Consider the following 21,234-nt stretch of genomic DNA (forward strand, 5'->3'; position numbering starts at 1 on the left):
GATGGATCTTCACGAGGAACTGCCCGCGGCGGTCGGCACCGAGGCCCTGCTCGCCCTCGCCGACACCCATCACGCCCGCCCCGCCCGGCCGTTGGGCCTCAGGGAGGCCGCAGGGCACCTGGTGAAGGTCTACGCGCTGGAGGCGCCCGGCCGTACCGTGTCCGCCCAGGACGCCGAGGCCGGGCTGCGGATCGCCGCGCGTCACCTCGAACTCGGCCCGCTGCGGGGCTCCCTGGGCCTGGCCGTCCTGATCGTGCACGCGGGCGGCGACGGCGACTACGTCCTGGTGCACAGCTGGATCGAGGGCGGCATGGCGGACCTGGCGATCTTCGCCGGGCCGGTGGGCGAGCCCGACGCGCTGCGGCCCGGCCGGGCGGGGCTCTCGCCCTGCGTGTGGGAGGCCGCCGTCCTCGCGCACGAGCGGGACGCGTACTCCCGGCACGTCCTGGACGGCACCGCGTCGCTCGCCGACCGTCTCACGGCCTGGGGTGCGGACACGGTGACGGGTGACGTCCGATGAGCGACGCCCCCCTCGTCCGGCACGCCGAGCGCGCCGACCTCCCCGCGGTCGCCGAACTCGCCGCCCGGCACGCGGAGTACGAACAGGCGGCACCGCCCCCGGACGACCTGCCCGCGAGACTGGCCGCACTCCTCTTCGACACCCCCGCGCCCCGCCTGCGCTGCCTGGTGGCCGAACTCCCGGACGGCGAACTCGTGGGCTACGCCACCTGCGCGCCCGAACTCTCCACCTGGGAGGGCCGCGAGTACCTGCACATGGACTGCCTGTTCCTGCTTCCCGGGCACCGCGGTCTGGGACTCGGCGTGCTGCTCATGGACGCCGTGACCGCCGAGGCCCGTGCGCTGGGGCTCGGCGAGGTGCAGTGGCAGACGCCCGCCTGGAACGACGGTGCGATCAGGTTCTACGACCGGTTGGGCGCCCGTGCCAGGCAAAAGGTGCGCTACTCCCTACCCGTTGCTCCCCAAGGGTCAAACACCGACCCTTGACAGGGTCTATCGTGTCCCGCATGTCCCTCCCGGAACTGATCCGTGTCGTCTCCCGTGACTCGCCGATGGCGCTGGCCCAAGTGGAGCGCGTACGCAGCGAGTTGACAGCCCTGTACCCCGGTGTGCGCACCGAGGTCGTGCCGGTGAGAACGACCGGTGACAAGTGGATGGGCGACCTGTCCAAGGTCGAGGGCAAGGGCGCGTTCACCAAGGAGGTCGACGCCGCGCTGCTGGCCGGCGAGGCCGATCTCGCGGTGCACTGCGTCAAGGACGTGCCCGCCGACCGTCCGCTCCCGGCGGGCACCGCGTTCGCCGCGTTCCTGAAGCGGGACGACATCCGCGACGCCCTGATCCACCCGGGCGGCCTCGCCCTGGACGAGCTTCCGGAGGGGACCCGGGTCGGCACCTCCTCGGTGCGCCGGGTGGCCCAGCTGGCCGCCACCCACCCGCACCTGGAGTGCGTGCCCTTCCGCGGCAACGCCAACCGGCGGCTGGCGAAGCTGGAGGCGGGTGAGGCGGACGCGCTGCTGCTCGCCGTCGCCGGCCTGGAACGCATCGGCCGCCAGGACGTGATCAGCGAGGTCCTCTCCCCCGAGACGATGATGCCGCCGATCGGCGCGGGCATCCTCGCGCTGCAGTGCCGGGAGGGCGACACCGAGCTGATCGACGCGGTCAGCGCCCTCGGCGATCCGGACACCTTCCGGGAGGCGACCGCCGAGCGGATGTTCCTGCACGTCCTGCAGGGCCACTGCAACAGCCCGATCGCGGGGTACGCGCGCGTGGACCACAGTGGCGAACTGTCCCTGCGGGCCTGTGTGTTCACCCCGGACGGCAAGACCCGGCTGAACGCCCACGAGTGGGCGGGCCGGCTCGATCCGGCCACGCTGGGCACCTCGGTCGCGGTGGCGCTGCTGCGTCAGGGTGCCCGCGAGATCATCGACGGCATCCCGCACTGACCCTGGCGCGGGATCAGGCGGTGCCCTCTTCGGCCTGGTCCCGCAGGAAGTTGCTGATCTGGCAGGCCAGGCCGTCGCGGCCCACGCCCGGGTGCGCGGTCCGCTCGTCGAGTCCGATGCCGCCCGCCCACAGCCGGCGGTCGGCCCAGTCGTCGTCGACCCGCAACTGGATCTGCACGTCGATCTGGCCGAGGCTCGCCTCCGGTCCCGCCGCGAACACCACGGCGGTGACGCGGCGCAGCGGGTAGACGTCGAAGCCCTCGATGAACTGCGAGTTGCGCCAGTCGATGAAGGCGCTCTCGCCGTCGGGGCCGATCCGCACGTCGATCTGACCGTCCTCGAGATGGACCGTCGGATGCAGGGCGCCGCGGTTCTCGACGGTCACACGGACGCTGAAATAGGTGAGCCCTTCGGCGGCGTCGTCGCGTCCCCGCGGCGGCTCGGCCGCCTCCAGACGGTGGACGCGGACACGCAGACCGGCATGCTCGTCGTACTCCTGCCAGTCCCCGACCACGTTCGGCTCGTACACAGTGCACCTCTTCGACCTCAGAGAGCTGCTTCCTATCTGTGTGCTCAATGCACTGTCAAATGAGCAGAATGCGCTGTGGCCAGGGAATTCATCCCCTTTGATCGCTGATCAAGCCGTGCGCAGGAAGAATCCGGCAAGCGGCCGGAAAATCCCTTCCGCGGGCGTGCCGCACATCACGTTCCCCGCGCATGATCAACGGGCCAGCCGGCCGAGGAGCGAGGAGGCCGCGGTGATGCCGAGCGCGGCGGCCACGGCCAGCACCGCGAAGTCGAGCGCCAGATGGGCGGGCGTGCCGAGGAGGAGGCCGCGCAGGGCGTCGACTTCGTAGCTGAGCGGGTTCACCTTGCTGACGGCCTGGAGCCAGCCCGGCATGACGGACAGCGGGTACAGGGCGTTGGAGCCGAAGAAGAGCGGCATGGTGATGGCCTGCCCGATGCCCATCAGGCGGTCCCTGCTGAGCACGATGCCGGCGATGGTCATCGACAGGCAGGAGAAGAAGGCCGAGCCGAGGATCACGATCGCGCCGACGCCGAGGAGCTTGAGCGGGTTCCAGGTCAGGGACACCCCGAGCAGGGCGGCGATGACGATGACGACGACGGCCTGGATCAGCGATTTCACGCCGGCCGCGAAGGCCTTCCCGGTGGTCAGTGCCGAGCGCGGGGTGGGCGTGACCAGCAGCTTGTTGAGGATGCCCGCGTCCCGCTCCCAGATGATCTGGATGCCGTAGAAGATCGCGATGAACATCGCCGACTGGGCGATGATGCCGGGCGCCAGGTAGTCGATGTAGGGGAGGCCGTGGGTGGGGATCGCCTTGATGCGGGTGAAGGTCTGGCCGAAGATCAGCAGCCACAGGGCGGGCTGGACCGCGCGGGTGTAGAGCTCGGTGCGGTCGTGGCGGAGCTTCTGGAGCTCGACGGCGCACATCGCCACGACCCGGGCGGGCAGCAGCCGCCAGCCCGCGCGGGGCTGCGGCGGCTTCAGCAGCAGACCGATGTCAGCCGACACGGTTCGCGGTGCGGCGGGTGCTTCGGACATCGCGGAAATCCCCTCCCTCGTCTTCGAGTCCGCTGCCGGCGACGTCACGGAAGACGTCCTCCAGGGTCGGCAGGGTGTCGGTGCCCCGCTTCTCGGCCAGTCCCCGCCTGAGTTCGCCCGGTGTGCCGAGGGCGCGGACGCGGCCGCGGTGCATGAGGCCGACCCGGTCGCAGTACTGGTCGGCCTCGTCCATGTAGTGGGTGGTCACGAGGACGGTCATGCCGGTCGCCTCGCGTACGGCGTTGATGTGCTCCCACACGCCGGTGCGGGCGATCGGGTCGAGGCCGATGGTCGGCTCGTCGAGGATGAGCAGCCGGGGAGCGCTGACCAGGGCCTGGGCCAGCTCCAGTCGGCGGATCATGCCGCCGGAGTAGGTGCCGGCGAGCCGGTCGGCCGCGTCGGTCAGGTCGACGGCGGCCAGGGCCTGGCCGACGCGTTCGGCGCGTTCCGTGCGGGCGACGTCGAAGACGCGGGCGAACAGGGTGACGTTCTCCCTGCCGGTCAGGTTCGCGTCGGCGGACAGCTGCTGCGGGACGTAGCCGAGCAGACGGCGTACGGCCATCGGGTCGCCGGCGGTGTCGCGGCCGAAGACGTGGATCATGCCGGCCGGGACGGGCAGCAGGGTGGTGATGCAGCGGATGGCGGTGGTCTTGCCGACACCGTTGGGGCCGAGCAGCCCGAAGACCTCGCCCTCCTCGACGGTCAGGTCGAACCCGTCCACGGCCTTCGTGTGCGCGAAGGCGTAGGTCAGGCCCGTGCAGGAAACTGCTGCGGGTGTCATGTCTCCTCGGCCTCCTCGTGCAGGGCGACGGCGAGCGCGCGCAGGGCGGGGAGCGCGGCGCGCAGGGCGTCCTGATCGGCCGCGTCCAGCCGGGTGACGTGCCGGCCCACGAGCGCGACCCGCCGCTGCTTCCAGTCCCTGAGCCGTGCCTCGGCCTTGTCGGTGAGCAGCAGCCGGGCGGCGCGCCGGTCGGCGGGGTCGGTTTCGCGGACCAGGTGGCCCTCCTTGACGAGCTGGTTGACCAGGGTCGAGACGGAGTTCCCGGCCAGGTGCAGCTCCTTGGCGGCCTCGGAGACCCCGATGCCGGGCCGTGCCTCGACCAGGCGCAGCAGTTCGACCTCGGCGCCGCGCAGCCGTGGCACGGTCAGTCCGGCGCGCAGCCTGCGCCTGAGCAGCCGCTGGACGCCGACGAGGGCGTCGGCCAGCTCTTCGGGGAAGGTCTCTTCGTCCACACCGGTCAGATTAACTCTGAGTCAGAGGTATCTCACCCAAGTTCTGGTCAAGCAATACACGACGAATTGCGCGTTTGTATTATTTCGCCCGAGAATGGGAGTCCAGTCCCGTGTGCTTCGGACAGGAGGCACGTCCGTGGGGGCCTCGTCTGGCGGGCCCCGGATGTCTCCTCAGAGTCCGAGCACGCCTCTCCCACGGTGTCTGTCCATCCAGCACCCGCTCAGGGAGGTGCGCGACATGTCCGTCGCCACCAGAACGAAGCCGCATCCGCACGACGACGCCCCCGACACCAACGCGGCGTTCGAGCGCCTGGCGCAGCTGCCCGACGGTACGGAGCGCAAGGCCCTGCGGGACGAGCTCGTGGAATTGTGGCTGCCCATGGCCGAGCGGATCGCCGTCCGCTTCCGGGGCCGCGGGGAGTTCCTCGAAGACCTCTACCAGGTGGCCGCTCTCGGGCTCGTCAAGGCCGTCGACCACTACGACCCGGCCCGCGGCAGCGCCTTCGAGGCGTACGCGGTGCCGACCGTGACCGGCGAGATCAAGCGGCACTTCCGCGACCACATGTGGACGCTGCACGTGCCGCGCCGGGTGCAGGACCTGCGCAACCGGGTCCGGCAGGCCTCGAAGGAGCTCTCGCAGACCCCCGGCCGGGCGCCCACCGTCGCCGAGATCGCCGAGCGGGCGCACCTGACCGAGGACGAGGTGCGCGCCGGTGCGGAGGCGCTGGAGTGCTTCTCGGCGCTGTCGCTGGAGGCGGAGATGCCCGGCACCGACGGCTACGCCCTGGGCGACGCGCTCGGCGTTCCCGACCCCGGCTACGACGTGGTCGTCGACCGTGTGGCCGTCGGCCCCTGTCTCAAAGCCCTGCCCGAGCGCGAGCGGACCATCCTGTACCTGCGCTTCTTCCGGGGCATGACCCAGAGCGGCATAGCCGAGGAACTCGGCATCTCGCAGATGCACGTCTCCCGGCTGCTCAGCATGTGCTTCGCGCAGCTGCGCGAGGAGGTCCTGGCCGACGCCGCCGACTGAGCCCCCCGGGGGAGTCACTCGGGGGGCGTCCCCGGGATCTGCGTCGGGCCGTACCGGTCGAGAGCCTCCTCCAGCTCCACGCGGATCTCCGGGGGGATCTCCCCGGACCGCCCCCAGAGGAGGATCAGCTCCGCGACGTAGCGCAGCTTGGTGTTCGTGTGCTGGGAGACCTCTTTCAGTACTTCCCAGCCCTCGTCCGGGGTGATCCTGCCGAGCGCGACGACCATGCCGATGGCCTGGTCCACGACCGCGTGGGAGGCGACCGCTTCCTTGAGCTGGCCGATCTCCTCCTGAAGGGCGAAGACCCGGTCCGACTCGCCGGCGGGTTCGTTCGGTAGGACTGGCACGTCTCCATCGTGTCACCCGGAGGGGTCCGCGCCACCGGGCGGAGGCGAACGGACCACCGTTTCGGCGTCGGCCCCGGGGTACTCGGCAGGCGCCCGAAGCGGTTCCGGACGGACACTGGTGGAAGACCACCCGGTGGCCGCCGGCCGACGAGAGCAGGACGCGACTGCCATGAACCACGATCCCAGACATCCCACCGCGACCGCGGACATCGTCTCCACCCACCATGTGTTCGGCGCCCCCTGCTGGGTGAGCCTGACCAGCCGCGACCAGGAGACCACGGAAAACTTCTACGGGGCCGTCCTCGGCTGGGAGTGGAAGCCCGCCAAGCTCGGCGAGCGCTTCCGGGTCGCGCTGGCGGACGGCACGCCGGTCGCCGGGATCGCCGCGGTGGCATCGATGTGGCAGATGGCGGTGGCCTGGACGCCGTACTTCGCGGTGCCCAGCGCCGACGAGGCGGCGGCCCGCGTACAGGAACGCGGCGGCACCCTTGCGGTCGGCCCGCTGTCCTTCCCGCCCGGCCGGGCGGCCCTGCTCTCCGACCGCGACGGAGCGACCTTCGGCGTCTGGGAGGGCGAGCTCATCGCCAACTGGGAGGTGTGGCGACGGGCCCAGCCGGCCTTCGTCCGACTGCACACCCGCGACGCGTTCGACGCCGCCATCTTCTACGGCGAGGTCCTCGACTGGGCGACGGAGCGCGCCGACTGCTGCGAGGTCCGCTACGAGGGCGGTGAGGTGGTGCTGCGCAGCGGCGGCGACGTGGTGGCGCGCATCGAGTCGGGGGCGCTGGGCTCGGCCCCCGATCCCGCGATCCGGCCGCACTGGCAGGTCCACTTCGCGGTCGCGGACGTGGCGGCCTGCGCCAAGGCGGCAGAAGTCCACGGCGGCAGTGTGCTCTCGCAGGGCGCCGTCGAGGCCGTGCTGCGTGACCCCGACGGCGCCCAGTTCACGGTGACCTCGCGCCGCACGCGCTGAGGGCGGGGCGCTGGGCCTCGCCCTTCATCGGTTCTCCCGCCCCGCGCGGCACGGACCCCTGGCCGACCGGACGGCGGGCGCCCCTGCGGGGTTCGGCGGCGAGCCCTGGCCGCCGCAGCCCGCCGACCGGGCGTCGTACGCGGTCGGCCGGCAGGCCGGCGACAGCCGCGACGCCCTTCACGCCCCCGCGCGCGACGGCCTCGACAGCAGGACCAGGCTGCGCGCCTCGACCGTCATCTCCGTGCCCGCCTTGTGTTCGGCCTCGTCGGCGCCCTGGGGCTCGGCCGTGTCGAGCACGGTCGTCCAGCGCTCGCCGTAGGCCCGGTCCGGCAGCCGGAAGTCGACGGGCTCCCAGTGACCGTTCAGCAGCAGCAGGAACGAGTCGTCGACCACCCGGTTTCCCCGCGGATCGGGTTCGGCGATGGCGTCGCCGTTGAGGAACACACCGACCGCGTGCGCGTCGGAGCGCTGCCAGTCCGCCTCGGCCATCTCGCGGGCGTCCGGCAGCAGCCAGACCAGGTCGGGCAGCGGCTGCCCCGCGTGCGTCACGGTCTCGCCCCGGAAGAACCGGCGCCTGCGCAGCACCGGATGGGCCGCGCGCAGCCCGATCACGTACCGCGTGAAGTCGGCCAGTTCACGCTGCTCCTCGCTCAGCTCCCAGTCGATCCAGGAGACTTCGTTGTCCTGGCAGTAGGCGTTGTTGTTGCCGCGCTGCGTGCGGCCGAGTTCGTCGCCGTGGCAGAGCATCGGAATGCCCTGCGAGAGCAGCAGGGTGGCGAGGAAGTTGCGCTGCTGGCGGGCCCGCAGCTCCAGCACCGCGGGGTCGTCGGTCTCGCCCTCCGCCCCGCAGTTCCAGGACCGGTTGGTGCTCTCGCCGTCCTGGCCGTCCTCGCCGTTGGCCTCGTTGTGCTTGTCGTTGTACGAGACGAGGTCGCGCAGGGTGAAACCGTCGTGCGCGGTCACGAAGTTGACGCTGGCGCGCGGCCGCCGCCGGCTGTGCTGGTACAGGTCGGAGGAGCCGGTCAGCCGGGAGGCGAACTCCCCGAGCGTGTGCGGCTCGCCCCGCCAGAAGTCCCGTACGGCGTCCCGGTACTTGCCGTTCCACTCCGACCACAGCGGCGGGAAGTTGCCGACCTGGTAGCCGCCCTCCCCCACGTCCCACGGCTCGGCGATCAGCTTGACGCGGCTGATCACCGGGTCCTGCTGGATGAGGTCGAAGAACGCCGACAGCCGGTCCACCTCGTGGAACTGCCGGGCCAGGGTGGCCGCGAGGTCGAAGCGGAAGCCGTCGACGTGCATCTCGGTCACCCAGTACCTGAGCGAGTCCATGATCAGCTGGAGCACGTAGGGGTGCCGCATCAGGAGGCTGTTCCCGGTGCCGGTGGTGTCGTAGTAGTGCTCCCAGTCGCCGTCCACCAGCCGGTAGTACGAGGCGTTGTCGATGCCCCGGAAGGAGAGCGTGGGCCCCTTCTCGTTGCCCTCGGCGGTGTGGTTGTAGACCACGTCGAGGATGACTTCGAGGCCGGCCGCGTGCAGCGCCTTCACCATCGCCTTGAACTCGGTGACCTGCTGGCCGCGGGTGCCGTGGGCGGCGTACGCGTTGTGCGGGGCGAAGAAGCCGATCGTGTTGTAGCCCCAGTAGTTGGCGAGGCCGCGGTCCTGGAGCACCCCGTCCTGCACGAACTGGTGCACCGGCATCAGCTCGACGGCGGTGACGCCGAGCGAGGTCAGGTGGTCGATCACCGCGGGGTGCGCGAGACCGGCGTAGGTGCCGCGCAGTTCCGGCGGAACGTCCGGGTGGGTGCGGGAGAGCCCGCGGACATGGGCCTCGTAGATCACGCTGTCGGCGTAGGGCCGCCGGGGCGGCCGGTCGTCGCCCCAGTCGAAGGCCGGGTCGGTGACCACGCCGAGCATGGTGTGCCCGGCGCTGTCGGCTTCCGGGGTGTGCAGCGAGGGGTGGCTGTCCACCTGCCCGTCCACCGCCTTGGCGTACGGGTCGAGGAGCAGCTTCGCCGGATCGCACCGGTGGCCGAACGAGGGGTGCCAGGGACCGTGCACCCGATAGCCGTACCGCTGCCCCGGCCCGACGCCCGGCACGAAACCGTGCCACACAAAACCGTCGACCTCGGTCAGCGGGACGCCGGTGTGGGCGCCCCGCTCGTCGACCAGTACGAGTTCGACCTGCTCGGCGACCTCGCTGAACAGCGCGAAGTTGGTGCCCTCACCGTCGAACGAGGCGCCCAGCGGGTAGGGGTGCCCGCTCCAGGCAGGCACCCGCTTCCCGCTCCGGGACGGCTTCTTCCGGGACGACGCCGGGTTCTTCCGGGACGACGCCACGCTCAGCTCCCGCCGTCGACGGCGGCGGCGGCCAGGGCCGCGACCGGCATCTCGCGCGGCACCTGGAGCACCTCCCGCAGGCTGGGGGCGGGAGCCGTCGGCACCAGTGGGACGCGCTCGCCGGCGCGGGCCCGCTGCGAGAACCAGATGACCTTGCTGCCGGTGTCGGTGGCGCAGCAGCCCCAGCCGTCGCTCATCGCGGCGATGCGTTCGAGGCAGGCGCGCAGGTCCAGGTCCGGGCGCAGGTCGCAGTCGTTCTCGGCGACGGCGGTGATGAGGTGCTGGCGGTTCCACCACAGCTCGATGGAGGTGTTCTTGTCCGTCGCGTGCTCGTCGATGGCCTTGAGCAGCAGTTCGGTACCACGGCACACGGGCTCGACCAGGGTCTCCAGGTCCCAGAGCCGCAGATGGGCGGCCAGGATGCGCCTGACCTGCCCGATCCGTTCCGGGCTGACCTCCACGTCGAGGTGGTAGTAGCAGGGCACTGCGGTCTTCATCGTCGCTCGCTCCTCACCGGCGAAGCTCCCGCTCCTCCCGGCCCCCGCGGGACCGGGCCCCGAAACACGGAGCGTGAGTGCTGATCGCTTCAGAGTCACTCCAGGGTGGGAGTGATACGCCATTCGTGCAACACGAGCGACGACGAGGCAGCTGAGCGGCTGAAGTGGTTGAAGAACCAACAAGACGTTGAGTCGTCACGCGTGCACCATGAGTGAAGATCTCTTGAATCCCGGATCTTCCTGAGCCCTGGATCGTCCCGAGCCCGGACCCCTCCGCGCCCTGGATCCTCCCGAGTCCCGAAAGGTGAACGGCGCCATGCTGCTACCGGCCAAAGCCGAAGTCGCCCGGCACCTGCGGCGCTATCGCGCCTGGGAGCGCGTCATGCTGGCCTCCCCCGCCGACCGCGAGGTACGGGCCACCTTCGAGGACTCGGGCTACACGCTGTGCGTGCTGATGGGCAAGCGCTGCGCGCGGGAGGCCGCCGAGGCCGCCGAGCGCTATCTGCGCAGCAGCGTGGTGGCCTACCTCCAGGAGCAGAGCGACCTCCCCCGCGCGGGTGCCGTCGCCAGACGTGGTCCGCCGAGATCCGCGGAACGTTCCCCCGCAGGGAGGTAGCCCCCTTCCGGCGCAGCTTCGATCCCCGGCCGGGCGCAGTCAGCGCCCGGCCTCGAGCACGGCGGAGGCGAGAGCATGAGTTCCACCCCGGTCATCGGCCGCATCCCGGTTCGGGACGTCCGCCCTGCCGTCGAGTCCGGCAGGCGCCCGGCGAAGGCGGTCGTGGGAGAGACCTTCGAGGTCACCGCGACGGTGTTCCGCGAGGGCCATGAAGCGGTCGCCGCGAACGTCGTCCTGACCGACCCGGAAGGGCGGCACGGCCCGTGGACGCCGATGCGGGAACTGGCCCCCGGCAGCGACCGCTGGGGGGCGGAGGTCACCCCGGACGTCGAGGGCCGCTGGACGTACCGCGTCGAGGCCTGGAGCGATCCGATCGGCACCTGGCGCCGTATCGCCCGCATAAAGGTTCCTGCAGGTCTCGACACCGGTCTGGTCCTGGAGGAGGGCGCCGAGCTGTACACCCGTGCGGCGGCGGGCGTCCCGGAGGGACCGCAGCACGCGGTTCTGCTGGCCGCGGTGCAGACCCTCGCGGACGACTCGCTGCCGGTCGCCACCCGTCTGGCGGGTGCGCTGACGCCGGATGTGGACGCCGTGCTCGCCCGCCATCCGCTGCGGGAGTTGATCACGGCGTCGGAGTCGTTGCCGCTGCTGGTGGAGCGGGAGCGGGCGTTGTTCGGGTCGTGGTACGAGTTCTTCCCGCGCTCGGAGGGCACCCCGGAGCAGCCGCACGGGACGTTCCGTACGGCGGCCCGCCGGCTGCCGGCGATCGCCGCGATGGGCTTCGACGTGCTCTACCTGCCGCCGATCCATCCGATCGGCACGACCTTCCGCAAGGGCCGCAACAACACCCTGTCGGCCGGGCCGGACGATGTGGGCGTGCCCTGGGCGATCGGCTCGCCGGAGGGCGGGCACGACGCGGTCCACCCGGACCTGGGCACGATCGAGGACTTCGACTGGTTCGTCCGGGAGGCCGCACGGCACGGTCTGGAGGTCGCTCTGGACTTCGCCCTGCAGTGCTCGCCGGACCACCCCTGGGTGCAGAAGCATCCGGAGTGGTTCCACCACCGTCCGGACGGCACCATCGCCTATGCGGAGAACCCGCCGAAGAAGTACCAGGACATCTACCCGATCGCCTTCGACGCCGACATGGACGGGCTGATCGCGGAGACCACCCGGGTGCTGCGGCACTGGATGGACCACGGGGTGCGGATCTTCCGGGTGGACAATCCGCACACCAAGCCGGTGGTGTTCTGGGAGCGGGTGATCGCCGACATCAACGCCACCGACCCGGATGTGATCTTCCTGGCGGAGGCGTTCACGCGGCCGGCGATGATGCACACCCTGGCCCAGATCGGCTTCCAGCAGTCCTACACGTACTTCACCTGGCGCACCACCAAGCAGGAGCTCACCGAGTACCTGACGGAGCTGTCCGGTGAGGCGGCCTCCTACATGCGGCCGAACTTCTTCGCCAACACCCCCGACATCCTGCACGCCTTCCTGCAGCACGGCGGCCGTCCCGCGTTCGCGCTGCGCGCGGTCCTGGCCGCGACCCTCTCGCCGACCTGGGGCATCTACTCCGGCTACGAACTGGCCGAGAACACCGCGCTGCGCGAGGGCAGCGAGGAGTACCTGAACTCGGAGAAGTACCAGCTCAAGACCCGCGACTGGGACGCTCCCGACTCCCTCGCCCCCCTGATCACCCAGCTCAACACCATCAGGCGCCGCCACCCCGCCCTCCAGCGCCTGCGGAACACCCACTTCCACCACACCGACAACGACGCGGTCATCGCCTACAGCAAGCGCGCCGGCGACGACACGGTTCTGGTGGTCGTGAACCTCGACCCGCACCACACCCAGGAGACCACGGTCTCGTTGGACATGCCGCAACTCGGCCTGGAATGGCACGAGTCCCTGTCCGTCCACGACGAACTGACGGGTGAGACCTACCACTGGAGCAGAAACAACTACGTACGCCTGGAGCCCGGCCGGGCTCCGGCGCATCTGTTCCAGGTCCGCAGGTCGGCGCCTCAGAGCGGAGGATCCACAGCGTGACTGTCAACGAGCCCGTCCACGACACCTTCGAGGACACCCCGGCCAAGGACCGGGACCCCGACTGGTTCAAACGCGCGGTCTTCTACGAGGTGCTCGTCCGCTCCTTCCAGGACAGCAACGGCGACGGCGTCGGCGACCTCAAGGGCCTGACCGCGAAGCTGGACTACCTCCAGTGGCTCGGTGTCGACTGCCTGTGGCTTCCCCCGTTCTTCAAGTCACCCTTGCGGGACGGCGGTTACGACGTCTCGGACTACACCGCCGTCCTGCCGGAGTTCGGTGACCTCGCCGACTTCGTGGAGTTCGTGGACGCCGCCCACCAGCGCGGCATGCGGGTCATCATCGACTTCGTCATGAACCACACCAGCGACCAGCACCCGTGGTTCCAGGAGTCCCGCAAGGACCCCGACGGCCCCTACGGCGACTACTACATGTGGGCCGACGACGACAAGCAGTACGAGGACGCGCGGATCATCTTCGTCGACACCGAGGTCTCCAACTGGACCCATGACCCGGTCCGCGGGCAGTACTACTTCCACCGCTTCTTCTCCCACCAGCCGGACCTCAACTACGAGAACCCGGCGGTCCAGGAGGAGATCCTGGCCGCCCTGCGCTTCTGGCTGGACCTGGGCATCGACGGCTTCCGCCTCGACGCCGTCCCCTATCTGTACGCGGCCGAGGGCACCAACTGCGAGAACCTGCCCGCCACCCACCAGTTCCTCAAGCGGGTGCGCCGCGAGATCGACGCGATGTATCCGGACACGGTCCTGCTGGCGGAGGCGAACCAGTGGCCGGAGGACGTGGTCGACTACTTCGGCGACTACCAGGCCGGCGGCGACGAGTGCCACATGGCCTTCCACTTCCCGGTCATGCCGCGCATCTTCATGGCGGTCCGCCGGGAGTCGCGCTATCCGATCTCGGAAATCCTCGCCAAGACGCCGGCCATCCCGCGGAACTGCCAGTGGGGCATCTTCCTGCGCAACCACGACGAGCTGACCCTCGAAATGGTGTCCGACGAGGAACGCGACTACATGTGGGCCGAGTACGCCAAGGACCCACGCATGCGCGCCAACATCGGCATCCGGCGGCGCCTTGCTCCCCTGCTCGACAACGACCGGGACACCATCGAGCTGTTCACCGCCCTGCTGCTGTCCCTGCCCGGCTCGCCGATCCTCTACTACGGCGACGAGATCGGCATGGGCGACAACATCTGGCTCGGCGACCGGGACGCCGTCCGCACCCCGATGCAGTGGACCCCCGACCGCAACGCGGGCTTCTCCGCGGCCGACCCGGGCCGGCTCAACCTGCCGATCATCATGGATCCGGTCTACGGACACCAGGTCACCAACGTCGAGGCGTCGATGGCCTCGCCGTCCTCCCTGTTGCACTGGACCCGCCGGATGATCGAGATCCGCAAGCAGAACCCGGCGTTCGGTCTCGGCACCTTCACCGAACTGCAGTCCTCCAACCCGGCGGTGCTGGCCTTCCTGCGGGAGTACGAGGACGACCTGGTCCTGTGTGTCAACAACTTCTCCAGGTTCGCGCAGCCCACAGAACTGGATCTGCGCGAGTTCGACGGCCGGCACCCGGTCGAGCTGTTCGGCGGGGTGCGGTTCCCGGCCATCGGTGAACTGCCGTACCTGCTGACCCTCGGCGGGCACGGCTTCTACTGGTTCCGGCTCTCCCGAGTCGCATCCCGCATCGGCCGACGCCTTTGAGCGTGCCGACGAAAGGACGCGTCACCATGCCGAAGACCGCACCCCTCAGCCCGAGACCCGCGCCCGCGGCCGATCTCATGGCCTCGCTCGGCGACCTGCTGCGCCAATGGCTGCCGCGGCAGCGCTGGTTCGCGGGCAAGGACCGGCCCGTGAGCGAGCTCGGTCTGCTGTCGATGACCGAGCTGTTCCCAGGCTGTCTGCATCTGCTGGTCCACACCGGTCACGGCGGGGTGCCCGTGCCCGGCGGCGGCGCTCCGGCGGGTGACTGCTACCAATTGCTGCTCGTGGTGCGCAAACACCTGTTGCCGCGTCTCGGGCGCGCCCTCATCGGCCGCGCGGAGCAGGGCCCCCTGGCCGGTCTCACGGTGTACGACGCCCTGCACGACCCGCGCTCGGCCCAACTGCTGCTGGAGCGGCTGCGGCATCCCGGCACCGCCGGCCCGCTGTGCTTCGAGCGCGCCCCCTCGGTGCCGGTGCCTTCCGGGCTCCCGCCGCGGCTGCTGGAGGCCGAGCAGTCGAACACCTCGCTGGTGTACGGCGACGAGTTCATCCTGAAGCTCTTCCGCCGCATCCAGCCCGGAGTCAACCCGGACCTGGAGGTGCCGGTCGCGCTGGCCGGACAGGGCTGCCGTCGGGTGCCGGCGCCGGTCGCCTGGTTCCGGACCACGCATCCGCAGGAGGCCACGCTCGGCGTGCTCCAGCCGTATCTGCGCGACGCGTCCGACGGCTGGGCACTGGCGCTCCAGGCGCTCGCCTCGGGTGACGACTTCACCGTGCAGGCGCGCGAACTGGGGCGGGCCATGGCCGAGGTGCACCTCGCGCTGGCCGCCGCCTTCCCCGGCACCGGCCACGACGACAACGGCTCCACCGCGGCCTCGATGACCGAACGTCTCGACTCCGCCGCGCACAGCGTGCCGGCGCTGCGGCCGTTCGTCCCCGGTCTGCGCGGCGCGTTCGCCGCGCTCGCCACCTGCGACGCCGGGCCGCCCGCGCAGCGCGTCCACGGTGACCTGCATCTGGGGCAGGTGCTGCGGGCGGGCCGCGAGTGGTTCGTCATCGACTTCGAGGGCGAACCCTCGCGCCCGCTCGCCGATCGGTGCACCGCCCAGTCCCCGGTGCGGGACATCGCGGGCATGCTGCGCTCCTTCGACTACGCGGCCCGCCAGCGCCGGCCCTGGCGGCCCGAGTGGGCCCGCCGCTGCCGGGAGGCGTTCTGCGGGGGCTATGCCGCCCTCGCCGGATGGGATCCACGCAAGAAGCACGGCCTGCTCCGCGCCTACGAGACCGACCGGGCCGTTTACGAAGTCCTGTACGAGGCACGGCACCGGCCCGACTGGCTGCCCGTGCCCATGGCGGCGATCGAACGACTCGCCGTGAGAGGAGACTGAGCCGTGGCCCTGCGCGACACCTCACTGCCCGAGCCGTCCGGACCGGCGCGCTGTGCCCCGGCCCCCGCACTCGACCCCGCGGACCGGGGCCGGCTGCTGGCCGGCGCCCACCACGACCCGCACGCGTTGCTCGGCGCCCACCCGGTCGCGGGCGGGATCGCCTTCCGGGCCCTGCGGCCCTTCGCGCGCTCGGTGAGCGTGGTGATCGACGGCGAGCGCAGAGGGCTGGCCTCGGAGGGTGACGGCCTCTTCTCCGGTCTGCTGCCCCTCGACGCGATCCCCGACTACACCCTGCTGGTGGCGTACGCGGACGGCGAACAGGAGGTGCACGACCCCTACCGCTTCCTGCCCGCGCTCGGCGAGACCGACCTCCATCTCATCCGCGAGGGCCGCCACGAGCAGCTGTGGAAAGCGCTCGGCGCCGAACCGATGACCCACGAGGGCGTTTCCGGCACCCGCTTCACGGTGTGGGCGCCCAACGCCCAGGGCGTCCGGGTCGCCGGGGAGTTCACCTTCTGGGACGGACAGGCGTTCCCGATGCGCTCGCTCGGCTCGTCCGGGGTGTGGGAGCTGTTCCTGCCGGGGATCGCCGAGGGCGCCCGCTACAAGTTCGAGATCACCTCGCGCTACGGCGACCGGTTCCTGAAGTCCGACCCGATGGCGCGCAGCACGGAGGTGCCGCCCGCGACCGCGTCGGTGGTGACCGCCTCGCACTTCGAGTGGAGCGACGAGGAGTGGATGGCCCGGCGCGGCGAAGTGCCGGTGCACAAGGCGCCGTTCTCGGTCTACGAGGTCCATCTGCCGACCTGGCGCAAGGGCCTGACGTACCGTCAGCTCGCCGAGCAGCTGCCCTCCTACGTCAAGGACCTGGGCTTCACGCACGTCGAGCTGATGCCGGTCGCCGAGCACCCCTTCGGCGGCTCCTGGGGCTACCAGGTCACCGGCTTCTACGCGCCGACCTCCCGGCTCGGCTCACCTGACGACTTCAAGCACCTGATCGACGCCCTCCACCGGGCCGGCATCGGTGTGATCATGGACTGGGTGCCCGCCCACTTCCCCAAGGACGACTGGGCACTGGCCCGCTTCGACGGGGACCCGCTGTACGAGCCCGGGGACTCCCGGCGTGCCGAGCACCCGGACTGGGGGACGTACGAGTTCGACTTCGGGCGCGTCGAGGTGCGCAACTTCCTGGTCGCCAACGCCGTGTACTGGTGCGAGGAGTTCCACATCGACGGGCTGCGCGTGGACGCGGTCGCCTCGATGCTCTACCTCGACTACTCGCGCGACTCCGGCCAGTGGAGCCCCAATGTGTTCGGGGGCCGGGAGGACCTCGACGCGGTCGCCTTCCTCCAGGAGATGAACGCGACCGTGTACCGCCGGGCGCCGGGGGTCGTCACGATCGCCGAGGAGTCCACGGCCTGGGACGGCGTGACCCGCCCCACGGACAGCGGGGGGCTGGGTTTCGGCCTGAAGTGGAACATGGGCTGGATGCACGACTCGCTCGGCTACATCAGCCATGAGCCGGTGCACCGCAAGTACCACCACAACGAGATGACCTTCTCGATGGTGTACGCGTACAGCGAGAACTACGTGCTGCCGATCTCCCACGACGAGGTCGTCCACGGCAAGCAGGCGCTGGTGTCCAAGATGCCGGGCGACTGGTGGCAGCAGCGCGCCGACCACCGCGCGTACCTGGCCTTCATGTGGGCCCACCCGGGCAAGCAACTCCTCTTCATGGGCCAGGAGTTCGCCCAGGGCGCCGAGTGGTCCGAGGCCCACGGCCCCGACTGGTGGCTGCTCGACCCGGCCTACTCCGCCGAGCCCGACCACCGCGGCGTCCGCGATCTCGTGCGCGACCTGAACACCGTCTACCGCGCGACCCCCGCCCTGTGGGAGCGCGACACCGACCCCGGAGGCTTCCGGTGGGTGGTCGGGGACGCGGCCGAGGACAACGTCTTCGCCTTCCTGAGGTTCGACGCGGCGGGCGCTCCGCTGCTCGCGGTCTCCAACTTCTCCCCCGTCGTGCGCGAGGACTACCGCCTCACCGTGCCCGAGGGTCACCCCCTGTGGCAGGAGTCCCTCAACACGGACGCCGCCCGGTACGGCGGCGGCGACATCGTGCGGCCCGACCCGGTCAAGGCGGAGGACGGGGCGCTGCGGCTCACCCTGCCGCCGCTCGCGACGGTGTGGCTGGTCCCGATGCCCGACTGAGCCCGCGGGCGACGCGGAGGTGTCCGACCGGCCCGAAGGGGCAGTCGGGGTCGTACGAGAACCCGCATCCTCGTCGTCGCCGAGGGCCACAGAAAGGGCTATGTCACGTGCGCACCGTGGGAGTGGAGGAGGAACTCCTCCTGGTCGACCCCGAGACCGGCGAGCCGCAGGCGCTGTCCGCGGCCGTACTCGCGCGGGCCGCGCAGGACGAGCCGGACCAGGACGTGTTCGAGAAGGAACTGCACAACCAGATGGTGGAGTTCGCCACCCACCCGCAGTCGGGCATGGACGAACTCCGCGCGGAGATCGTGCGCTGCCGCAAGGAGGCCGCCCGGCTCGCCGGCGACAGCGGGTGTGCCGTGGCCTCCCTGGCCACCTCCCCGCTGCCCGTCAGCCCCTCCGTGGGCGTCGGCCGCCGCTACCAGTGGATGTCGGACCAGTACGGCATCGCCACCCAGGAGCAGCTCGTCATGGGCTGTCACGTCCATGTGTCCGTGGACTCCGACGAGGAGGCCGTGGCGGTCGTCGACCGGATCCAGCCCTGGCTGACCGTGCTGGCCGCGCTCAGCGCCAACTCGCCCTTCTGGCAGGGCAAGGACACCGGCTACAGCAGTTACCGCAGCCGGGTGTGGCAGCGCTGGCCGTCGGCCGGCCCGACCGAGCCGTTCGGCTCGGCGGAGCGCTATCACCGGCGGGTCGCGGACATGGTGGCGACCGGCGTCATCCTGGACGAGGGGATGATCTACTTCGACGCCAGGCTGTCCCGGAACTACCCGACCGTGGAGATCCGGGTCTCGGACGTCTGTCTGCAGGCGGACACCGCCGTCCTGCTCGCGACCCTCGCCCGGGGGCTGGTGGAGACGGCCGCGCGCGAGTGGCGGGCGGACAAGGAGCCGGTGACGCACAGTGTGAGCCTGCTGCGGCTGGCGGCCTGGCAGGCCGCGCGCTCCGGTCTCACCGAGGAGCTGCTGCACCCGGCGACGATGCACCGCATGCCGGCCGAGACGGTGGTGCGAACCCTGCTGGAGCACGTCGAGGACGCGCTCGCCGACAGCGGCGACCTGGACCGGGTGCGCGAGTCCTGCACCGAACTGCTGCGGCACGGCAACGGCGCCCAGGTGCAGCGCGAGCTCCTGGAGCGCACCGGGAGCCTGCGGAGCGTGGTCACCGAGTGTGTGCGGCTGACCCAGTCATAGGCCCCACCGGGCCCAGAGGTGGGGCCAAGAGCCACTGGACGCAGGCGGTCCCAGTCCCCTGATCTCGACCAGATCACGGGTGACCGGTTACTTCCGTATTCCAGGTACCACTCGCTCGCGCCTGGGCTACATTCGAGCACCGCGGATGACCGAGCTCATCGGCACGGTCACAGCCCGTCACGTCAGGAGCAGCGCATGCGCGACTTCGCCCTCGCTCCCCGGACCATCTCACGCTCCAGCGGTGGTCTGGCCGACAGCGTGTTCGAGCGAGCGGAGCTCGACCCCACCCTGCCGGTGCTCGCCCGCCGTCCCGAGGGCTCCTCGGGACGCTGGCAGGAGGTCACGGCCGTGGAGCTGCGGGACGAGGTCGTGGACCTCGCGAAGGGACTGGTCGCCTCCGGGATCTCGCCCGGACACCGGGTGGCCGTCATGGCGCGCACCCGGTACGAGTGGACGGTCCTCAGCTACGCGCTGTGGACGGTCGGCGCCGAGGTCGTCCCGATCTATCCGACGTCCTCCCGCGAGCAGGTCGAGTGGATCCTGCGCGACGCCGCCTGTGCGGCCGTGGTGGTGGAGGACGAGCAGGCGGTGATGACGGTCGGCTCGGTGTGCGCCTCGCTGCCCCGGCTGCGCCATGTCTGGCAGCTGGACGCGGACGCGCTGGAGGACCTGAGGGAGCGGGGCCGGGTGATCCCGCTCGCCACGGTCGAGTCGCTGCGCCGGATCGTGCTGCCGGACTCCACGGCGGTCGTCGCCTACACCTCCGGCACCACGGGCCGTCCGCTGGGCTGCGCGCTCAGTCACCGCGGCCTCGCGAGCCCCGTCGACACCCTCCTCGAAGGCTGGCGCCAGGTCACGGCGGCCCCGGGGGAGCAGCCGTCCGTCCTCGCCTTCCTGCCCTTCTCCCATGTGTACGGCCTCATGATCCAGGGCCTGTGCATCCGCGGCGGTCTGCTCATGGCCCATGAGCCCGACCTGGGCGAGGAGGCGCTGGCGTCCGCCCTGCAGTCCTTCCGCCCCACCTACTTCTACGCCGTGCCCTCGGTCTTCGAGAAGATCTACAAGAACTTCCTGCGCGCCGCCCAGCAGTCGGGCCGCGGCGCCCTGTTCGAGCGGGCCGCCGACACGGCCCGGGACTTCGCCCTGGCCTGCGAGCGGCAGCGGCTGGGCGAGGGCCCCGGTCCGGGGTTCGACCTGCGGCTCCAGCACGCCCTGTACGAGCGCACGGTCTACCGCAGACTGCGGGCCGCGCTGGGCGGCCGGGCCCGCCGTGCCACCTCGGGCGGCTCCACCCTCAACCGTGAGCTCTCCCTGTTCTACGAGGGCATCGGCATGTACGTCCACGACGGGTACGGCCTCACGGAGACGTGCGGCGGGATCACCATGCAGCCGCTGGGCCGGGAGAAGTCCGGAACCGTGGGCCGGCCCCTGCCGGGCGTGGATCTCCGGGTGGCGGACGACGGGGAGATCCTGGTGCGCGGGCCCTCGGTCTTCCAGGGCTACGTCAACGACGAGGCCGCGTCACGGGCCGCGCTGTACGGCGGCTGGCTGGCCACCGGGGACCTCGGGCGGCTGGACGCCGACGGCTATCTGACGATCACCGGCCGCAAGAAGGACATCATCGTCACCACCAGCGGCAAGAGCGTGGCCCCGGCCGCCCTGGAGCACCGGCTGAGGATGCATCCGCTGATCCACCAGGCCGTGGTGGTGGGTGACAACCGGCCCTGCGTGGGCGCCCTGCTCACCCTGGACCCGGTGTTCCTGGCCCACTGGCGCGGAGTCCTGGTGGCCCAGCAGGACCCCTCGGTGCGGGAGGCCCGGGAGGAGAACGCGTTGCGGGAGGAGATCGCGCGGGCCGTGGCCGCCGCCAACAGCACGGTCTCGCGCTCGGAGTCGATCCGCGTGTTCCGCGTGCTGTCGGAGCCGTTCGACCTGGCCAACGGCCTGCTCACACCGTCGATGAAACTCCGCCGGGACGAGATCGTCAGCCGCTACGCGATGGAGATCGACGCGATGTACCAGGCCCGCTCGGCCGGATCCCGGCGCACCCCGGCGGAGGACCTGCTGAACTGGGACGACTCGGACGACGTGTTCCGCTGAAACCCCGGCAGTCG

19 protein-coding genes are annotated in these 21,234 nt (G+C 70.9%); 12 read left to right on the forward strand and 7 right to left on the reverse strand.

Going from position 1 to position 21,234, the window contains the following annotated elements:
- Position 1: 1 nt before the first annotated feature.
- From RKD20_RS03110 to hemC, 3 genes are read left to right on the forward strand one after another with little or no spacing between them, the layout of a single operon-like run.
- The gene (locus tag RKD20_RS03110) at positions 2–520 is read left to right on the forward strand and encodes a hypothetical protein (RefSeq protein WP_424876267.1); all 519 of its coding nucleotides are present in this window, start codon (positions 2–4) and stop codon (positions 518–520) included.
- A complete protein-coding gene (locus RKD20_RS03115) occupies positions 517–1,005 on the forward strand; it encodes an N-acetyltransferase family protein (protein WP_424876268.1) in 489 nt (162 codons plus the stop codon). Before RKD20_RS03110 ends, RKD20_RS03115 begins: the two co-directional genes overlap by 4 nt.
- A 20-nt stretch (positions 1,006–1,025) precedes the next feature.
- Positions 1,026–1,961 carry a hydroxymethylbilane synthase gene (gene hemC / locus RKD20_RS03120; protein WP_424876269.1) on the forward strand — a complete coding sequence of 312 codons (936 nt, stop codon included), beginning with the start codon at positions 1,026–1,028 and terminating at the stop codon, positions 1,959–1,961.
- 13 nt (positions 1,962–1,974) lie between these two features.
- Here the strand turns inward: hemC and RKD20_RS03125 are convergent, their stop codons facing one another.
- The 4 genes from RKD20_RS03125 to RKD20_RS03140 all read right to left on the reverse strand — a co-directional run bounded on the left by RKD20_RS03125 (position 1,975) and on the right by RKD20_RS03140 (position 4,758).
- Positions 1,975–2,490 carry a hypothetical protein gene (locus RKD20_RS03125; RefSeq protein ID WP_424876270.1) on the reverse strand — a complete coding sequence of 172 codons (516 nt, stop codon included), beginning with the start codon at positions 2,488–2,490 and terminating at the stop codon, positions 1,975–1,977.
- 192 nt (positions 2,491–2,682) lie between these two features.
- Positions 2,683–3,525, reverse strand: coding sequence for an ABC transporter permease (locus RKD20_RS03130; RefSeq protein ID WP_424876271.1), 843 nt, complete (start codon positions 3,523–3,525; stop codon positions 2,683–2,685).
- Positions 3,485–4,306 carry an ABC transporter ATP-binding protein gene (locus RKD20_RS03135; protein ID WP_424876272.1) on the reverse strand — a complete coding sequence of 274 codons (822 nt, stop codon included), beginning with the start codon at positions 4,304–4,306 and terminating at the stop codon, positions 3,485–3,487. Before RKD20_RS03135 ends, RKD20_RS03130 begins: the two co-directional genes overlap by 41 nt.
- Positions 4,303–4,758, reverse strand: coding sequence for a MarR family winged helix-turn-helix transcriptional regulator (locus RKD20_RS03140; protein WP_424876273.1), 456 nt, complete (start codon positions 4,756–4,758; stop codon positions 4,303–4,305). Before RKD20_RS03140 ends, RKD20_RS03135 begins: the two co-directional genes overlap by 4 nt.
- 238 nt (positions 4,759–4,996) lie before the next feature.
- Between RKD20_RS03140 and RKD20_RS03145 the strand changes: the two genes are divergently transcribed.
- Complete coding sequence (locus RKD20_RS03145; protein WP_424876274.1) at positions 4,997–5,788, forward strand: RNA polymerase sigma factor SigF; 792 nt, start codon at positions 4,997–4,999, stop codon at positions 5,786–5,788.
- A gap of 14 nt (positions 5,789–5,802) precedes the next feature.
- Here the strand turns inward: RKD20_RS03145 and RKD20_RS03150 are convergent, their stop codons facing one another.
- Positions 5,803–6,135: an ANTAR domain-containing protein gene (locus tag RKD20_RS03150; RefSeq protein WP_424876275.1), complete on the reverse strand. Its 333-nt coding sequence runs from the start codon at positions 6,133–6,135 to the stop codon at positions 5,803–5,805.
- 169 nt (positions 6,136–6,304) lie between these two features.
- Here RKD20_RS03150 and RKD20_RS03155 point away from each other — a divergent pair, with 169 nt between their 5' ends.
- The gene (locus RKD20_RS03155) at positions 6,305–7,108 is read left to right on the forward strand and encodes a VOC family protein (protein WP_424876276.1); all 804 of its coding nucleotides are present in this window, start codon (positions 6,305–6,307) and stop codon (positions 7,106–7,108) included.
- 177 nt (positions 7,109–7,285) lie between these two features.
- Here RKD20_RS03155 and glgX read toward each other — a convergent pair whose 3' ends face one another.
- Together glgX and RKD20_RS03165 are read right to left on the reverse strand one after the other, a co-directional pair.
- Positions 7,286–9,382: a glycogen debranching protein GlgX gene (gene glgX, locus RKD20_RS03160; protein ID WP_424883132.1), complete on the reverse strand. Its 2,097-nt coding sequence runs from the start codon at positions 9,380–9,382 to the stop codon at positions 7,286–7,288.
- A 65-nt stretch (positions 9,383–9,447) separates the two neighbouring features.
- Positions 9,448–9,942: a pep a2 gene (locus tag RKD20_RS03165; RefSeq protein WP_424876277.1), complete on the reverse strand. Its 495-nt coding sequence runs from the start codon at positions 9,940–9,942 to the stop codon at positions 9,448–9,450.
- A gap of 316 nt (positions 9,943–10,258) precedes the next feature.
- On the opposite strand from RKD20_RS03165, the gene RKD20_RS03170 reads away from it, so the two are divergent.
- The 7 genes from RKD20_RS03170 (at position 10,259) to RKD20_RS03200 (ending at position 21,220) form a co-directional block, all read left to right on the forward strand.
- A complete protein-coding gene (locus RKD20_RS03170) occupies positions 10,259–10,558 on the forward strand; it encodes a DUF5133 domain-containing protein (RefSeq protein WP_020120082.1) in 300 nt (99 codons plus the stop codon).
- A gap of 75 nt (positions 10,559–10,633) precedes the next feature.
- Positions 10,634–12,610 carry an alpha-1,4-glucan--maltose-1-phosphate maltosyltransferase gene (locus tag RKD20_RS03175; protein WP_424876278.1) on the forward strand — a complete coding sequence of 659 codons (1,977 nt, stop codon included), beginning with the start codon at positions 10,634–10,636 and terminating at the stop codon, positions 12,608–12,610.
- Complete coding sequence (gene treS / locus RKD20_RS03180; protein WP_424876279.1) at positions 12,607–14,325, forward strand: maltose alpha-D-glucosyltransferase; 1,719 nt, start codon at positions 12,607–12,609, stop codon at positions 14,323–14,325. The genes RKD20_RS03175 and treS overlap by 4 nt, the downstream gene beginning before the upstream one ends.
- Before the next feature lie 26 nt (positions 14,326–14,351).
- Entirely contained in the window at positions 14,352–15,713 is a 1,362-nt protein-coding gene (locus RKD20_RS03185) for a maltokinase N-terminal cap-like domain-containing protein (RefSeq protein ID WP_424876280.1), read from the forward strand.
- A gap of 3 nt (positions 15,714–15,716) precedes the next feature.
- Positions 15,717–17,924, forward strand: coding sequence for a 1,4-alpha-glucan branching enzyme (glgB, locus tag RKD20_RS03190; protein ID WP_424876281.1), 2,208 nt, complete (start codon positions 15,717–15,719; stop codon positions 17,922–17,924).
- A gap of 107 nt (positions 17,925–18,031) precedes the next feature.
- Positions 18,032–19,120 (forward strand): glutamate--cysteine ligase 2, encoded by a 1,089-nt coding sequence (locus RKD20_RS03195; RefSeq protein WP_424876282.1) that lies wholly within the window; start codon positions 18,032–18,034, stop codon positions 19,118–19,120.
- A gap of 195 nt (positions 19,121–19,315) precedes the next feature.
- Complete coding sequence (locus RKD20_RS03200; RefSeq protein ID WP_424876283.1) at positions 19,316–21,220, forward strand: AMP-dependent synthetase/ligase; 1,905 nt, start codon at positions 19,316–19,318, stop codon at positions 21,218–21,220.
- Positions 21,221–21,234 lie beyond the last annotated feature (14 nt).

The organism is Streptomyces sp. SLBN-8D4 (assembly GCF_049739545.1).
In the GTDB taxonomy this organism is placed as follows: domain Bacteria; phylum Actinomycetota; class Actinomycetes; order Streptomycetales; family Streptomycetaceae; genus Streptomyces; species Streptomyces canus_C.

Excerpts from the sequence above, each read along its gene's own strand:
- RKD20_RS03110 (WP_424876267.1), top strand. The coding sequence starts at position 2 with ATGGATCTTCACGAGGAACTGCCCGCGGCGGTCGGCACCGAGGCCCTG.
- RKD20_RS03115 (WP_424876268.1), top strand. The coding sequence starts at position 517 with ATGAGCGACGCCCCCCTCGTCCGGCACGCCGAGCGCGCCGACCTCCCC.
- hemC (WP_424876269.1), top strand. The coding sequence starts at position 1,026 with ATGTCCCTCCCGGAACTGATCCGTGTCGTCTCCCGTGACTCGCCGATG.
- RKD20_RS03130 (WP_424876271.1), bottom strand. The coding sequence starts at position 3,525 with ATGTCCGAAGCACCCGCCGCACCGCGAACCGTGTCGGCTGACATCGGT.
- RKD20_RS03135 (WP_424876272.1), bottom strand. The coding sequence starts at position 4,306 with ATGACACCCGCAGCAGTTTCCTGCACGGGCCTGACCTACGCCTTCGCG.
- RKD20_RS03145 (WP_424876274.1), top strand. The coding sequence starts at position 4,997 with ATGTCCGTCGCCACCAGAACGAAGCCGCATCCGCACGACGACGCCCCC.
- RKD20_RS03155 (WP_424876276.1), top strand. The coding sequence starts at position 6,305 with ATGAACCACGATCCCAGACATCCCACCGCGACCGCGGACATCGTCTCC.
- RKD20_RS03165 (WP_424876277.1), bottom strand. The coding sequence starts at position 9,942 with ATGAAGACCGCAGTGCCCTGCTACTACCACCTCGACGTGGAGGTCAGC.
- RKD20_RS03170 (WP_020120082.1), top strand. The coding sequence starts at position 10,259 with ATGCTGCTACCGGCCAAAGCCGAAGTCGCCCGGCACCTGCGGCGCTAT.
- RKD20_RS03175 (WP_424876278.1), top strand. The coding sequence starts at position 10,634 with ATGAGTTCCACCCCGGTCATCGGCCGCATCCCGGTTCGGGACGTCCGC.
- RKD20_RS03185 (WP_424876280.1), top strand. The coding sequence starts at position 14,352 with ATGCCGAAGACCGCACCCCTCAGCCCGAGACCCGCGCCCGCGGCCGAT.
- RKD20_RS03200 (WP_424876283.1), top strand. The coding sequence starts at position 19,316 with ATGCGCGACTTCGCCCTCGCTCCCCGGACCATCTCACGCTCCAGCGGT.